The following is a 14576-nucleotide window of genomic DNA, read 5'->3' as shown; positions in this document are numbered from 1 at the left end:
TATTTTGATAAGGTCTCGACTGCGCTCGACCTGACATTTGTGTCTTTAGTTGTTTTGTCAGGCTGATCACAGTCGAAACCTCCATGACAAGAATTAATTTGGTAACCTTAATAATTTATGATCTTCCAAATAGCATTTTAAAGCAATTTTTGCAGCTAGTTCAGCTTCCTCCTTGTGTTTAGCTTCCAAAAGGCTAGGTGAGTAGTAGTTTTTTACAAAGTGTGTATCAAAGTCTCCACTTTTAAAAGCATCATGTTCGCATACAAATCTTCCGAAAGGTAATGTGGTTTGAACACCTTTGATATGGTAATTATCAATGGCTTTTATCATTAACTGAATAGCTTCAGAACGTGTTTTTCCGTAGGTAATTAATTTAGAGAGCATTGGATCATAATAAATAGGAATGTCCATGCCTTCTTCAAAACCATTATCCACACGAATATTGTCGCCTTCAGGTAATTGATAGACTTCTAAATTACCAACACTAGGCAAGAAGTCGTTCATAGGATCTTCAGCATACACACGAAGTTCTAAAGCATGACCATTAATTTTTAAGTCCTCTTGTTTGATGTTTAAGGCTTCACCACGAGCGACTTTAATTTGCAGTTCCACTAAATCAACACCTGCAATCCATTCAGAAACAGGATGTTCTACTTGCAATCGCGTATTCATTTCTAAGAAATAGAAATTATGATCAGCATCTAGTAAAAATTCAACTGTTCCAGCACCTAAATAATCACAAGAACGCGCTACGTCTATAGCAGCTTGTCCCATTTTTTCTCTAAGTTCAGGTGTTAAAATGACTGAAGGCGCTTCTTCAACTACTTTTTGATGACGACGTTGTATGGAGCATTCACGCTCAAATAAATGAATGATATTACCATGACTGTCAGCCATGATTTGAATTTCAATATGACGAGGAGACGTGACATATTTTTCAACAAAAACAGAGCCATCACCAAAAGCAGACGTTGCTTCGCTAATGGCACGTTTCATTTGTTCTTCAACATCTTTTTCTTTTTCAACAACACGCATTCCTTTTCCACCACCACCTGCAGCAGCTTTAATTAGAATAGGAAACCCGATGTCTTTAGCAATTTGAATGGCTTCTTTTGGTTCAGTAATGGCATGGTCAACACCAGGAACCATAGGAATGTTATAATCTTTAACCGCATCTTTAGCAGCTAATTTATCTCCCATCATTTTGATGGCTTTAGAACGTGGACCAATAAAGATAATATTATTCTTTTCGGCAATCTCAGCAAAATCTGCATTTTCACTAAGAAATCCGTAACCTGGATGAATACCATCTACATTTAAAGATTTAGCGACTTCTATAATTTTATCACCTTTTAGATAGGATTGATTTGAAGGAGCAGGACCAATACAAACGGCTTCATCTGCATATTGAACGTGTGGTGCATTTCTATCAGCTTCAGAAAATACAGCGACAGTTTTAATGCCCATTTTTTTTGCAGTTCGCATGACACGAATTGCTATTTCTCCACGATTGGCAACTAATATTTTTTTCATATTTATTATATATCAATATGTCACATCTAGCGATTTTCTTCTGAAAATTATATTGAAAAGTTCTCGATACATTTTGTTCATACTTCTCAAAACACTTGAACTGACGAGTAAAAATTATTTAAATTCAATTAGAAGAGAATTTTTGTCTACGGTTTCACCTTGGTTTACATTTACAGATTTTATAACACCATCTCTAGGAGAGGTAATCACATTTTCCATTTTCATGGCTTCCAAAATTAAAAGCGCATCATCTTCTTTGACTTCCTGACCTTCACTAGCATTAATTTCTAGAATAAGTCCAGGCATTGGAGCTTTAATATCATTGACTTGTTTGGTAGCTCCAACCTCAAAACCTAAAGCTTCGATAAGTTGATCTAAATCATCATTGATGTCAACATTATATGTATTACTATTAACTTTTATAGTGTAGTTTTTTTTGTTGAAATCTGAGTTTAATACCGAAACTTTAGTAGAACTATTATGCTGTAACACATGAAAGTTACTTGTGTTGGTTTCAATAGCATCTAGTTTGTCTAAATCTGCTTTTGAAATGTCAAAACTATGGGTGTCATTGACTTTTATTTTATACATAAAATTGAAGTTTAATAAGGTATTGTAAAGTTAATAATATAAGCACTTCTAAAATGTGAAAACTGTAAAAATTTCTAGCTTTTCTTCACAATGATTTAAATTGAGAACGCTCTTGATGTTTTGCGATGGCTTTTCTAGATAAAACAATACCTATAATTAAAGATACAAAAGCACCAATCCAGATACCAGGAATGAAATCAATAAATAAGAAGAAATCATAAGCACCATGAAACAAGATGGCTAAGGCTAATCCATAAAGATTTAACTTAATTCGATTAGAAGAAAACTTAGCTTTTCCCATGAAGTAACCCATTAAAATCCCAAAAGTTGCATGAGCAGGAACTGCTGTAAAGGCTCTTAAAACAGCGACTTGAGCTCCTCCTTCTAATACGTAGAATACATTTTCGGTAGCAGCAAAACCCATAGATACCATAACAGCATAAACAATACCGTCAAAAGGTTCATTAAATTCATATTTTGGTTGTGCAAAATAGCGAACAATAACATACTTGCTAAACTCTTCTATTAAAGCGACTACAAAAAAGGCTTTTACGAATTGTTGCCAAACGCTAAAGTCATCTTTTAATGGCAATAGAATATCAAAACCAAGATATAGAATTGTAGTTATGATAATACTAACAATAGCACCAAAAAGGAAACACAAAAGAAGCAAACCTTTGGGTTCTTTTTCATATTTGTCTTTACAGTAGATGTAGATAATTATGATAAGAATAGGAGCAACTGCTAATAGTAAATTCATAGTCAAAAATATAAAATATACGACAAATTACGTATTTACATCAATTGATTTTCAAAGTAGTTTTGTGTATAAATTAAAATACTGATAAGATGAAAAAAATCACACTATTGATATTACTAATAATTACTGGAGCTAATGCTCAAGATTATTCTAGAATGTATTCAGTGTCTAACAGCTTAAGTACTGAATTAACAGATTATCAAATTCTTGTAGAGTTAGATACTCAAGCATTAATTTCTGAAGGAAAAATGCAGGTAGATTGTGACGATGTTCGTTTTATTCCAGCACTTGGTAGTGCAACACAATTAAGTTATTGGTTAGAATCTGGTTGTAATACAACATTGACACGGGTTTGGGTGAAAGTTTTATCTATACCAGCAGGAGGAACAGATATTTATATGACTTATGGTGATAATTCTGCAACTTCTGAAAGTGATGGCGAAGCAACCTTCATGTTTTTCGATGATTTTACTTCTGCGAGTTTAGATACTTCTAAATGGAATGTAAATACTAATGCTACCATTGATAATACAATGGGAGATACAGATATGAGTTCGGTTAAAATGAATCTCACAGGAACCAATGCTAATGGGTTACAGTCTAATTTGCTTCCTGATAACAATTTTGCGATTCATTCTACGTATTATGATCATGGTTTTGGAGGTGCTTCTACAAATACATGGAGTGGTGTTTTTGGAGCAGATGTCTATTCTGGAGTAGAATCTGGAGCACTGCCAAACTATTCATATTATACTGCTGGATATGGTAATACTGGAGTTGCAAGAAGTATTGGTTGGCATTATAGTGAAGTTTACTTTTCTAATAATCAATCTAAAACCATCGTTGATAGAGGTGCTTTTGAAAGCCCTTTAGTTGCTAATAACGGAATACCAGGAGATATGATTTTTTATAGTTGGAATGTACAGTCAAATTTTGATACTATTTTTGTTCGAAATTACGAAGCCGAACTTATAGTGACTGAAGGTGAAACGTTATCTAATATTGATTTTGATTACGCAAAGAAGAACGTGCTTGTTTATCCAAATCCAACTACTACTGAATTTTCTATAAAAAACGCACTCCATTCAAAGGTGACAATTTATAACACTTTAGGGAAACGTATGGTTGATGTTGTTAGTTATGATGGTAATGCAATTGATGTTTCTGATTTTAATTCAGGATTGTATTATGTTAATATAAATTCTGAAAAAGTGAATTCAACTCGAAAAATAATGATAAAATAATTACTTTAGTATAGTTGAAATTTCATCAAGTACTGTTTCATAATAGGAATTGTTTGAAGCTATAAAATGACCATTAGTTGCGCTGTTTTTTAATAATAATTTAAATTCAGGGATTGATATTAATTTTAAAGCTTCAACTTCTTCCTTTTGAAGTGTTAAGTCTTCAATGTTGACATTAATTTCAGCTATAAATGTGTTGTGAAATTCATTATCAATAATTCCATTTGTATACGATTGAAAGCATTCAAACACGCCAATTTTCATTAGTTGTTCTTCTGTAATAGTTATACCAATTTCCTCTTTAGCTTCTCTTACAGTAGCTTGTTTAGGAGTTTCTCCAGCATCAATATGTCCTGCAACAGACACATCCCAAAGTAATGGGTAAATAGCTTTTGAAGCAGCTCGTTGTTGGAGTAGGATGTGACCTTCCGAAGTAAAAAACCAAACATGAGCTGTGTTGTGCAAATGCCCTTTTGAGTGGATTTCAGATTTAGGAGCTGTAACTCCTGTTGGTATTCCGTTTATATCTACGATGTCTATGTATTCTTCCAAAACGAGAGTTTATAGTGCAGATTTTATACAATTTACTAAAGTCTCAAAATCAGATTTTGTATTATATAAATGACAAGAGATTCGGATATATTCACCTCGAAACGAAACAAATATTTGTTGCTCTTGAAGTGCGGTTTTTAATCGTTCGACATTTAGATTCTTAGGAAGTTTAACACCAAAAAGGTGATGTGTTCTATAGGTTTCATTTTCGATAATACATCCTAATTTTGACAATTCTTGAGAGGCTTCAAAAGAAATGGATTTACAGTAATTCTGTATCATTTCAGGTGTCCATTGAATAACTTGTTTTAAAGCTTCAATTTGCATTTTTACATAAATGAAGTTTCCATTTTCTCCAACAGCATAGCGATTTGCAAGTGGTTTGTATTGCGATTCGTAATTAGTTAATTCTGATAAGTTTTCACTATGTAATCGGTTAGACCAGCTGTTTTCAATAGGTTTACCATTATCAAAATATTTTCCGTAGTAGGCATAAGCACAGCCATAAGGGCCAAATAACCATTTGTAGCCAGCACATATAAGAGCATCTGGTTGAATGTCTCTTATCGAAAAAGGAAATGCACCAATTGTCTGACTGCCATCAACTATAAGTAAAGCATTATGCTTGTTGGTTTTTTGTCTGATAGCTTTTAAATCGAAAATCGTTCCGTTGGACCAATGAATATTTCCAATTGCTACAACTGCAGTGTTTTGCGTTATATTTTTTAATAGACCTTCGTTCCATTGTTTTGCATTATTCGTTTTAAGATTTGGGCTTTTTACAGTAATAATTTTTGCGTTGTATGTTTCAGCAAGGTTTTGCCAGGCATAAATATTACTAGGAAATTGCTCTTCAATTACTAAAATCTCATCATTAGGGTTGAGTTTAATATTGTTGGTAACTGTAGCTATTCCATAGGAGACAGAAGGAATAGTAACAATACGTTCAGATTCATTCGTGTCAATGAGTTTAGCAAATAACGATTTCAGTTCTGTTACAGGATCAAAGAAATCTGAAACAGTAATCGTATAAGGTTTACTTTTTTGAAGTACAGCATCTATTCCTGCTTGTTCTACAGCTTTAAAAGAAGGAGAGATGCTTGCTATATTTAAATAGGTGATTTTTTCAGGAATGTCGAATAAGTGTTTTTGATGTTGCATGCATAAATGATAAAAGTCACGTTGAGCGCAGTCAAAAAAATACATAGTTTTCGATTGCGCTCGAACTGACAGATGATTAATTATTTGAAATAAGAGAATGTCTCTCCATCTTTTATATTCAATAATGTTTCATAAATCATTTTAATTACATTTTCTACATCATCACGATGCACCATTTCTACAGTGGTATGCATATAACGAAGAGGTAAAGAAATTAATGCAGAAGCAACGCCTCCATTACTATAAGCAAAAGCATCAGTATCAGTTCCTGTTGCTCTTGATAAAGCAGAACGTTGAAACGGAATTTTTTTAGCTTCAGCTGTGTCTGTGATTAAATCACGTAATTTTTGTTGTACGGCAGGAGCATAGGCTATAACTGGACCTTTTCCCATTTCAAGATGACCTTCTTTTTTCTTGTCGATCATAGGCGTCGTCGTGTCATGAGTTACATCTGTTACGATTGCTACATTAGGTTTTATGGTTTCAGTAATCATTTGTGCGCCACGTAAACCAATTTCTTCCTGTACAGAGTTAGTTACATACAATCCAAAAGGCAGTTTCTTTTTGTTTTCTTTTAAAAGACGAGCCACTTCAGCAATCATAAATCCACCCATTCTATTATCTAAAGCACGACAAACGAATTTGTCTTTATTCAGAATATGAAATTCATCAGGATAGGTAATCACACAACCAACATGAACGCCAAGTTTTTCGACTTCTTCTTTTGTCGTGCAACCACAATCGATAAAAATATTATCTGGTTTTGGAGCTTCTTCTTTTCCTTTATTTCTAGTATGAATTGCTGGCCAACCAAATACACCTTTTACAATGCCTTTTTTTGTATGAATATTTACAATTTTACTAGGTGCGATTTGATGATCACTACCACCATTTCTAATTACATAAATTAATCCGTTGTCTGAAATATAATTAACATACCACGAAATTTCATCAGCATGACCTTCAATTACAACTTTGTACTTAGCTTTTGGGTTGATAACTCCAACAGCAGTTCCGTAGGTATCTGTAATGAATTCATCTACATAAGGCTTTAAATAGTCCATCCAGATTTTCTGTCCGTCCCATTCATAGCCTGTTGGTGCAGCATTGTTTAAATATTTTTCTAAGAAATCAATTGATTTTTTATTAAGTATGCTTTTTGAAGCCATATGTGTATCTTTTGTTTGTGTTTCTGTAAAAATAAAAGGTTTTATTTTGTTTTTAAGGCTTTGGAAAATGTTTTTGTAACAAATCCTCTTATTTTTGTACTTATTGACAAATAAACTAAAACAAGTACAGATGAAGCTTATCATTAAAGATTTAACTAAAACGTATAAAAACGGAGTAAAAGCAATTGACAATCTCAACTTAGAAATAGGTAGTGGAATGTTTGGTTTATTAGGCCCAAATGGAGCAGGAAAATCGTCTTTAATGAGAACAATAGCGACTTTACAAAGTCCTGATTCTGGTTCGATTACTTTTGGAGACATCAATGTGCTTGAAGATAATATGTCATTGCGAAAAGTGCTTGGATACTTACCACAATCCTTTGGAGTATATCCAAAAATGTCTGCTGAAGATTTGCTAAACTATTTTGCAACGCTTAAAGGCGTAAGTTCAAAAACGGATAGAGCCGTTTTAGTTAAAGAAGTATTAGAAATCACGAATTTGTATGATGTTAGAAAGAAGCATGTAGCTGGATATTCTGGAGGTATGAAGCAACGTTTTGGAATTGCGCAATTGCTATTAAATAATCCGAAATTAATTATCGTAGATGAACCAACAGCAGGACTAGATCCAGCAGAAAGACACCGTTTTTTAAATGTTTTAAGAGAAGTAGGGACTAATTGTACTGTTATTTTTTCAACACACATTGTTGAAGATGTAAAGGAATTATGTAACGATATGGCCATTTTAAATGGAGGACGAATTTTGAAACAAACCACACCATCTCTTGCTAGAAAGGAATTGATTGGTAAAGTTTGGACTAAGATTGTTGAGCGCGATGATTTAGAACAAAATGAAGCTAAATACAATGTGTTATCCTCTAATTATAATGAAGACAATACGCTAAATATAAGAGTGTTTTCTGAAGAACAGCCAGACACCGATTTTAAAACATCAGAACCACAATTAGATGACGTGTACTTTATAGCCTTAAAACATGACGAACCTGTTTTAAGCTAATTAATTTATAACTAAAAAAGTACACTATGTTTTCTACTATATTTTTTCATGAATTAAAATATTGGTTTAATAAACCAGCATTTTACATCTATATGGCAATTTTCTTTGCCTTAGCATTATTCTTTTCAGCGACAACAGCAGGGATTTTTGATAGTATTACAGCCACAACAGGTTCTTCACGAATTGTAAATTCACCTAGTGGAGTTACAGGATTGTTTAATGGATTGACTGTTTTTATTTTCTTCTTATTTCCGTCAATTATTGGTGTGTCTGTATATCGTGACTATAAAAGTGAAATGCATACCATTTTGTATTCGTATCCATTTTCAAAAGGAAGCTATTTATTTGCGAAATTCTTTAGCTCCATTTTAATTGTGACATGCATTGTTTTAGTTATTGGTTTAGGTATGTTCATTGGATTTAGAATGCCTGGAACTAACTCTGAATTAGTTACTGCTTTCGATTTTAAGTCCTATTTTGATGCCTATTGGTTATTCATTCTTCCTAATATTTTACTCTTTGGAGCTATTGTATTTGCTGTCGTTACGTTTTCAAGAAATATTGCAGCAGGATTTATAACAGTCATTCTTTTATTGTTTGTTCAAGGTGTTACTGAAAGTTTATTGTCTGATCCAGATAACAGATATGTTGCAGGATTACTAGATCCTTTTGGAGCTGCTGCATCAGATTATTATACAAGATATTGGACAGTTTCTGAACAAAACGAATTACACATACCTATCAAAGAATTGATTCTTTACAACCGTTTATTATGGTTAGGCGTTGCGAGTTTGATTTTCGGTTTGGTGTATAAATTCTTTCAGTTTAGTCAGAATGCTGTGTCATTTTTATTATTTAAAAAAGAAAAAGGAGAACGTGCTACCAAACGTAATTTTGGAGGAATCACACGTATCAATCTTCCGAAAGTTAATTTTGATTATTCAATACTTCAGAATATAAAAACCACTTGGAAACTCTCAAATATAGATTTCAAATACATTGTTAAAAGTTGGGCTTTTATAAGTATTGTATTGGTAGGATTAATCATCGTTTTAATTGCGCTTGCAGATGTTGGAAATCCTTATGCAACACCTACATATCCAAAAACTTGGCGTATGTTAAGAAGTGGAGGCGCATTTGTAATTGCGATAAATATTTGTACGTTTTTATATGCAGGAATGCTAGTGAATCGAAGTAAAACAACACGAATAAACTTTTTGATTGATGTGACTCCAATTCCAAACTGGTCCTTGTTTTTGTCAAAATTTATCGCCATAGTAAAAATGCAAATTCTTTTACTTGCTGTAATTATGGTTGCAGGAATTCTATTCCAAATTTATAAAGGGTATTACGATTTTGAATTTGGTTTATACATCAAAGAATTATTCGGTTTAAAACTGATTAATTATGTTTTATGGGCTTTTTTAGCACTAGCAATTCAAACACTAATTAGAAATCCTTATTTAGGCTTATTCGTCTTAATTGTGATATCTATTGGTATTCCGTTTTTATCTTTAGCTGGTATAGAGCAAGCTATATTTAAATATAATGAAGGTCCTGGTTTTAGATATGATGATATGAATGGCTATGGTGATTCACTAGGTCGTTATCTATTGTATAAAAGCTATTGGTTTTTATCTGGATTAATTTTGCTAATTGTAACTGCTTTATTTTGGGTAAGAGGTTTGCCACATTCATTTAAAGAGCGTTTGTCGATTGCTAAATCGAGATTTAGCACACCTGTAGCAATAACATTAGTAGTGTTACTTATTGGTTTCTTTTCTTTAGGTTATAGTATTTATAAGGAAACGAATATTGACAATGTTCGTTATTCTTCTAAAGAAACTGAACAATTAAGAGTAGACTGGGAGAAAACGTATAAGAAGTTTGAAAATTATGCACAACCGAGAGTCGTTTCAGTAAAGGTTGATGTTGATATTTTTCCGAAGAAAAGAGACTTTGCAGCGTCTGGAGAATATCTGATGATTAATAAAACGAATGAAGCCATTGATAGTATTTTTGTGAATCATAACGACTATCTTAGTACGTTTGAGTTTGATCGCGACAATGAGTTAGTTAAAGAGGATACGATTTTTAATTTTAATATTTATGAGTTAAAACGTCCTTTAGTTCCAGGAGACACCATGACACTTAATTTTACGGTTAAAAATCAGGCCAATACCTTAATTAATAATAATTCTCCTGTACTTACTAATGGTACATTTATTAACAACATGCAATTGTTTCCGAGTTTAGGCTATTCTGGAGGTAATGAGCTTACAGATGATAAAACGAGAAAGAAATTTGATTTACCACCAAATGAGCTCAAGCCTCATCCAAGTGATTCTACAGCTTTAGGGAATACTTACATCGCAAAAGATAGTGATTGGATAGATTTTGAAACAACCGTGAGTACAAGTGAAGATCAAATTGCTATTGCACCTGGTTATCTTCAGAAAGAATGGACAGAAAATGGGCGTCGTTATTTCCATTATAAAATGGATAGTAAAATATTGAATTTTTACGCTTATAATTCCGCAGACTACGAAGTAAAACGTGATAAATGGAAGGATGTCGATTTAGAAATTTATTACCACAAAGGTCATGAGTACAATTTAGAGCGTATGATGGATGGAATGAAAGCATCACTTGAGTACAATAGCGAGAATTTTAGTCCGTATCAACATAGGCAATTGCGTATTGTAGAATTCCCAAGTGGTGGATTTGCACAATCGTTTCCTAATACAATTCCGTTTGGAGGCGATACTGGTTTTATTGCAGATGTTGACGATAGTGATGAAGGTGGAATTGATTATACGTATGCAATTACAGTTCATGAAGTAGCACATCAATGGTGGGCACATCAGGTGATAGGAGCAGATGTTTTGGGAGCAACAATGTTATCAGAAAGTTTATCAGAATATGTCTCACTTAAAGTACTTGAGAAAGAATTAGGAAAACCTCAAATGCGTAAATTTTTAAAGAAATCTTTAGATGATTATTTAACACAAAGAACATTTGAGTCTAAACGTGAAAAAGCACTGATGTATAACGATGGTCAAGGGTATATTCGCTATCAAAAAGGATCTTTAGTGTTTTATGCATTGAGTGATTATATTGGAGAAAGAGTTCTTAATGATGCATTAAAAACCTATGTTGAAAAGGTTAAATTTCAAGAAGCACCTTATACGACATCAATAGATATGGTGAATCACATTAAAGCGGTTACTCCAGATAGCTTGCAATATGTAATCAAAGATATGTTTGAAACCATCACGCTTTATGATAATCGTATTGTAGATGTTACTTCTACGGAAATGGATAATGGTAAATTTAAAGTCGATATAGAATTTAATGTGAGTAAATACAGGAATGATGAAAAAGGAAAACGTTTTTATTCTGAAATTGGTCGTGATTCAATTTCGTATTTAGCTGAAGGAAAGAAGAGGCCATTACTTTCAGTTAAATTAGAAGATTATATAGACATTGGGATATTCGCTGAAGATGAAATTGATGGAAAAAAGAAAGAGCGTATTTTGTATTTACAAAAACATAAAATTACAGAGATCAATAATAAACTATCGATTATTGTGGATGAAAAACCAAATGAAGTAGGCGTAGATCCTTTCAATATCCTTATTGATACGCGTTCTGACGATAACAGGCAACGACTCTAAAAAGTAAGCGTCTTTTTCATTTTGAGCGCAGTTGAAAAACTTATAGTTTTAACTCGTATTGCATTTCAACTGCGCTCAATGTGACAAATAAAATTTTTAAAGAGACTTTTTATACAGTCTCTTTTTTATCTTAGAGACTTATATTTATGATTCTAAAGTATAATATTAATAGGATTTTAAGGTTTTACACTTTGTAAATATTTAATTTTGAATAACGTTTAAATCGTGTTTGGAATGGTTTTGGTTCAACACTACATAATGAAATTAATTAAGTACATCTTTATTGTGTTCCCAGTCTTTGTAATGGCTCAAATTGAACCCATTCAACAAGACTCAACTGCTGTGGAGTATATTTTGATTGAAGGCGATTCGATTCCTACAACAGCAATTGATCTGAATGAAGTTTTATTATTGCAAAACTTAAAATTTGATTCAAAAAAAGACCGAATCAAGTATTTAATTTTAAAACGGAAAACGATTAAAGTATATCCTTATGCAAAGCTAGCTTCAGAACGGTTAACGACATTAAATGAAAGACTAGAAACCTTAGAAACGAAACGTGCTAAACGACGATATGCAAAACTTATTCAAAAATATATTGAAGAAGAGTTTTCTGCAGAACTCAAAAAATTAACACGTACTGAAGGTCAGATTTTAATTAAACTTATTCATAGGCAAACTGGGACTACAACCTTCAATCTGATTAAAAAATTACGAAATGGTTGGCGAGCTTTTTGGTTTAACACCACAGCAAATTTGTTCGATATTTCATTAAAACGTGAATTTGATCCACTTAATGTCAAAGAAGATTTCCTTATTGAAGATATACTTGAACATGCGTTTCAGGATGGAAGATTAAAACGACAAGATCCTGCTTTAGATTTTGACTATTATGATTTAGCAAATAAATGGATCAATAATAAAACACCACAAACGAAACAATAATGCGAATACAATCGCCATTTGAAGAACGTTTAAATGCTTGGAGTCATGGCTTTGGTACTGCTTTAGGTATCGCAGGACTTATTCTTTTAATTGTGTTTTTAAAACAGGATATTCCTTATGCTTTGTTTAGTGTTATTGTGTATGGGATTTCTATTATCATCCTGTTTTTGGCTTCAACATTTTATCATGCAGTAAGTGGTGAAAAGCGGAAACACTATTTTAGAATTGTAGATCATATTAGTATTTATTTGCTTATTGCAGGAACTTATACACCAGTTTTACTCATTACGTTGCCTGATAGTTTAGGATGGGAATTGTTTTATACAGTTTGGGGAATAGCAGCTTTTGGTGTGATTTTAAAACTCTTTTTTACAGGTAAATTTGAAGCCTTTTCTACGATTTTATATTTAGTAATGGGTTGGCTGATTGTTTTCGATTTTTCAACTTTAGCAGATCGAATGGCTACAAACGGATTGTTATTGTTATTTGCAGGAGGTTTATTCTATACGGTTGGTATTGTGTTCTATGCGGTAGAAAGAATCCCTTATAACCATGTGATTTGGCATTTTTTCGTTTTAGGAGGTGCCATTTGCCACTTTTTTATGGTGTATTTTTTTGTGATTTAAGCTTTGTTTTTCTGAATAAGAAATGCTTTTAAGTCTTCGTAATTAGAAATTGATGTCGCTACTTTTTCTTTATCCATAACTGCTTCTATTTGAGGTGGCAAATCAATTTTTGTTTTAATAACAGATTCTACGACATCTAAAAATTTTGTTGGATGTGCTGTTTCTAAAAACACACAGTGCGAATTTGAATTGTTTTTTAAATATGATTTACAACCCAAATAGCCAACAGCACCATGAGGATCTGCAATGTAGTTATACGTCGTGTAAATATCTTTTAAAGCAACTCTTGTTTCTTCATCAGTGAAACTATAAGAAGATAGATTTTCTTTGAGAATACTAAAATCATTGTTATAAATTTCTTGAATGCGAATAAAATTACTCGGATTCCCAACATCCATAGCATTACTTATGGTTTGTACAGAAGGTTTCGGGATATACGTTTCTGTTTTTAAGTATTCAGTCACCACATTATTTGCATTGTTTGAGGCAACAAAATGTTGAATTGGTAAACCTAATTTTTGAGCCATCATTCCAGCACAAATATTTCCAAAATTCCCACTAGGAATAGAGAATACAATCTCTTTGTGTTTATGATGAAGTTGTTTATAAGCAAACATAAAATAGAACAGTTGAGGCAACCATCTTGCAACATTAATTGAGTTTGCAGAGGTCAACTGCATTTTACTAGTTAAGTCTTCATCTAAGAACGCTTGTTTCACCATATCTTGACAATCGTCAAAAACACCATCAACTTCAAGTGCTGTGATATTTTGACCAAGTGTCGTCAATTGTTTTTCTTGAATATCACTTACTTTACCTGAAGGATATAAAATCACAACATTTACACCTTTAACTCCTAAAAAACCATTTGCAACTGCACCTCCTGTATCACCAGAAGTCGCAACTAAAACTGTTACTTTCGTGTTATTGGTATTAAAATAACCTAAGCACCTTGCCATAAAACGCGCTCCAACATCTTTAAAAGCCATTGTTGGTCCGTGAAATAATTCTAAAGTAGAGATGTTGTTATCTAATTCAATAACTGGGAAATTAAAATTCAATGTCTCTTCAATAATCACTTTTAAAACCGATTCAGGAATTTCTGGACTTACAAACTGCTTTATAGCTTGAAAGGCAATTTCAGAATAAGAAAGTTGATCTATGTTTTCAAAAAATGACTTTGGCAAAGGTGTGATATGTTCTGGGAAATACAAGCCTTTGTCTGGAGCTAAGCCTTTAATAACAGCATCTTTAAAAGATGTATTTGGTGCTTTTTTGTTTAAACTGAAATAATTCATGA

At 32.6% G+C, this 14576-nt stretch carries 12 protein-coding genes; 5 read left to right on the top strand and 7 right to left on the bottom strand.

From position 1 onward, the window contains the following. Positions 1-93: 93 nt before the first annotated feature. The 3 genes from accC to MUN68_RS09990 form a co-directional block, all read right to left on the bottom strand. The gene (gene accC, locus MUN68_RS10000) at positions 94-1533 is read right to left on the bottom strand and encodes an acetyl-CoA carboxylase biotin carboxylase subunit (RefSeq protein WP_249996697.1); all 1440 of its coding nucleotides are present in this window, start codon (positions 1531-1533) and stop codon (positions 94-96) included. A 114-nt stretch (positions 1534-1647) separates the two neighbouring features. Continuing rightward, positions 1648-2124, bottom strand: coding sequence for an acetyl-CoA carboxylase biotin carboxyl carrier protein subunit (locus tag MUN68_RS09995; RefSeq protein WP_249996699.1), 477 nt, complete (start codon positions 2122-2124; stop codon positions 1648-1650). Positions 2125-2209: 85 nt separating this feature from the next. Beyond that, entirely contained in the window at positions 2210-2884 is a 675-nt protein-coding gene (locus MUN68_RS09990; RefSeq protein WP_249996700.1) for a PrsW family intramembrane metalloprotease, read from the bottom strand. 89 nt (positions 2885-2973) lie between these two features. Between MUN68_RS09990 and MUN68_RS09985 the strand changes: the two genes are divergently transcribed. Next, positions 2974-4128 carry a DUF2341 domain-containing protein gene (locus tag MUN68_RS09985; RefSeq protein ID WP_249996701.1) on the top strand — a complete coding sequence of 385 codons (1155 nt, stop codon included), beginning with the start codon at positions 2974-2976 and terminating at the stop codon, positions 4126-4128. Here MUN68_RS09985 and MUN68_RS09980 read toward each other — a convergent pair whose 3' ends face one another. From MUN68_RS09980 to MUN68_RS09970, 3 genes are all read right to left on the bottom strand, one after another. Further along, the gene (locus MUN68_RS09980) at positions 4129-4680 is read right to left on the bottom strand and encodes an NUDIX hydrolase (RefSeq protein ID WP_249996702.1); all 552 of its coding nucleotides are present in this window, start codon (positions 4678-4680) and stop codon (positions 4129-4131) included. A gap of 9 nt (positions 4681-4689) precedes the next feature. After that, a complete protein-coding gene (locus MUN68_RS09975) occupies positions 4690-5841 on the bottom strand; it encodes an aminotransferase class V-fold PLP-dependent enzyme (protein WP_249996703.1) in 1152 nt (383 codons plus the stop codon). An 80-nt stretch (positions 5842-5921) separates the two neighbouring features. Continuing rightward, a complete protein-coding gene (locus MUN68_RS09970; RefSeq protein WP_249996704.1) occupies positions 5922-7010 on the bottom strand; it encodes a M42 family metallopeptidase in 1089 nt (362 codons plus the stop codon). A 130-nt stretch (positions 7011-7140) separates the two neighbouring features. Between MUN68_RS09970 and MUN68_RS09965 the strand changes: the two genes are divergently transcribed. The 4 genes from MUN68_RS09965 to trhA all read left to right on the top strand — a co-directional run bounded on the left by MUN68_RS09965 (position 7141) and on the right by trhA (position 13276). Beyond that, positions 7141-8028: an ABC transporter ATP-binding protein gene (locus MUN68_RS09965; RefSeq protein WP_249996705.1), complete on the top strand. Its 888-nt coding sequence runs from the start codon at positions 7141-7143 to the stop codon at positions 8026-8028. A 26-nt stretch (positions 8029-8054) separates the two neighbouring features. Next, positions 8055-11705, top strand: coding sequence for a M1 family aminopeptidase (locus MUN68_RS09960; RefSeq protein ID WP_249996706.1), 3651 nt, complete (start codon positions 8055-8057; stop codon positions 11703-11705). 258 nt (positions 11706-11963) lie between these two features. After that, the gene (locus MUN68_RS09955) at positions 11964-12650 is read left to right on the top strand and encodes a DUF4294 domain-containing protein (RefSeq protein ID WP_249996708.1); all 687 of its coding nucleotides are present in this window, start codon (positions 11964-11966) and stop codon (positions 12648-12650) included. After that, the gene (trhA, locus tag MUN68_RS09950) at positions 12650-13276 is read left to right on the top strand and encodes a PAQR family membrane homeostasis protein TrhA (protein WP_249996709.1); all 627 of its coding nucleotides are present in this window, start codon (positions 12650-12652) and stop codon (positions 13274-13276) included. Before MUN68_RS09955 ends, trhA begins: the two co-directional genes overlap by 1 nt. Here trhA and thrC read toward each other — a convergent pair. Beyond that, positions 13273-14574 carry a threonine synthase gene (gene thrC / locus MUN68_RS09945; protein ID WP_249996710.1) on the bottom strand — a complete coding sequence of 434 codons (1302 nt, stop codon included), beginning with the start codon at positions 14572-14574 and terminating at the stop codon, positions 13273-13275. The two genes, trhA and thrC, sit on opposite strands and share 4 nt — an antisense overlap. Positions 14575-14576 lie beyond the last annotated feature (2 nt).

The sequence above is a fragment of the Psychroserpens ponticola genome (assembly GCF_023556315.2).
In the GTDB taxonomy this organism is placed as follows: Bacteria; Bacteroidota; Bacteroidia; order Flavobacteriales; family Flavobacteriaceae; genus Psychroserpens; species Psychroserpens ponticola.
The sequence above is the reverse complement of the archived record's forward strand: the minus strand, read 5'-3'. Positions and strand labels throughout refer to the sequence as shown.

Coding starts and splice junctions, on each gene's coding strand:
- MUN68_RS09955 (WP_249996708.1), top strand. CDS start 11,964: ATGAAATTAATTAAGTACATCTTTATTGTGTTCCCAGTCTTTGTAATG.
- accC (WP_249996697.1), bottom strand. CDS start 1,533: ATGAAAAAAATATTAGTTGCCAATCGTGGAGAAATAGCAATTCGTGTC.
- MUN68_RS09985 (WP_249996701.1), top strand. CDS start 2,974: ATGAAAAAAATCACACTATTGATATTACTAATAATTACTGGAGCTAAT.
- MUN68_RS09990 (WP_249996700.1), bottom strand. CDS start 2,884: ATGAATTTACTATTAGCAGTTGCTCCTATTCTTATCATAATTATCTAC.
- trhA (WP_249996709.1), top strand. CDS start 12,650: ATGCGAATACAATCGCCATTTGAAGAACGTTTAAATGCTTGGAGTCAT.
- MUN68_RS09970 (WP_249996704.1), bottom strand. CDS start 7,010: ATGGCTTCAAAAAGCATACTTAATAAAAAATCAATTGATTTCTTAGAA.
- MUN68_RS09995 (WP_249996699.1), bottom strand. CDS start 2,124: ATGTATAAAATAAAAGTCAATGACACCCATAGTTTTGACATTTCAAAA.
- thrC (WP_249996710.1), bottom strand. CDS start 14,574: ATGAATTATTTCAGTTTAAACAAAAAAGCACCAAATACATCTTTTAAA.
- MUN68_RS09960 (WP_249996706.1), top strand. CDS start 8,055: ATGTTTTCTACTATATTTTTTCATGAATTAAAATATTGGTTTAATAAA.
- MUN68_RS09975 (WP_249996703.1), bottom strand. CDS start 5,841: ATGCAACATCAAAAACACTTATTCGACATTCCTGAAAAAATCACCTAT.
- MUN68_RS09965 (WP_249996705.1), top strand. CDS start 7,141: ATGAAGCTTATCATTAAAGATTTAACTAAAACGTATAAAAACGGAGTA.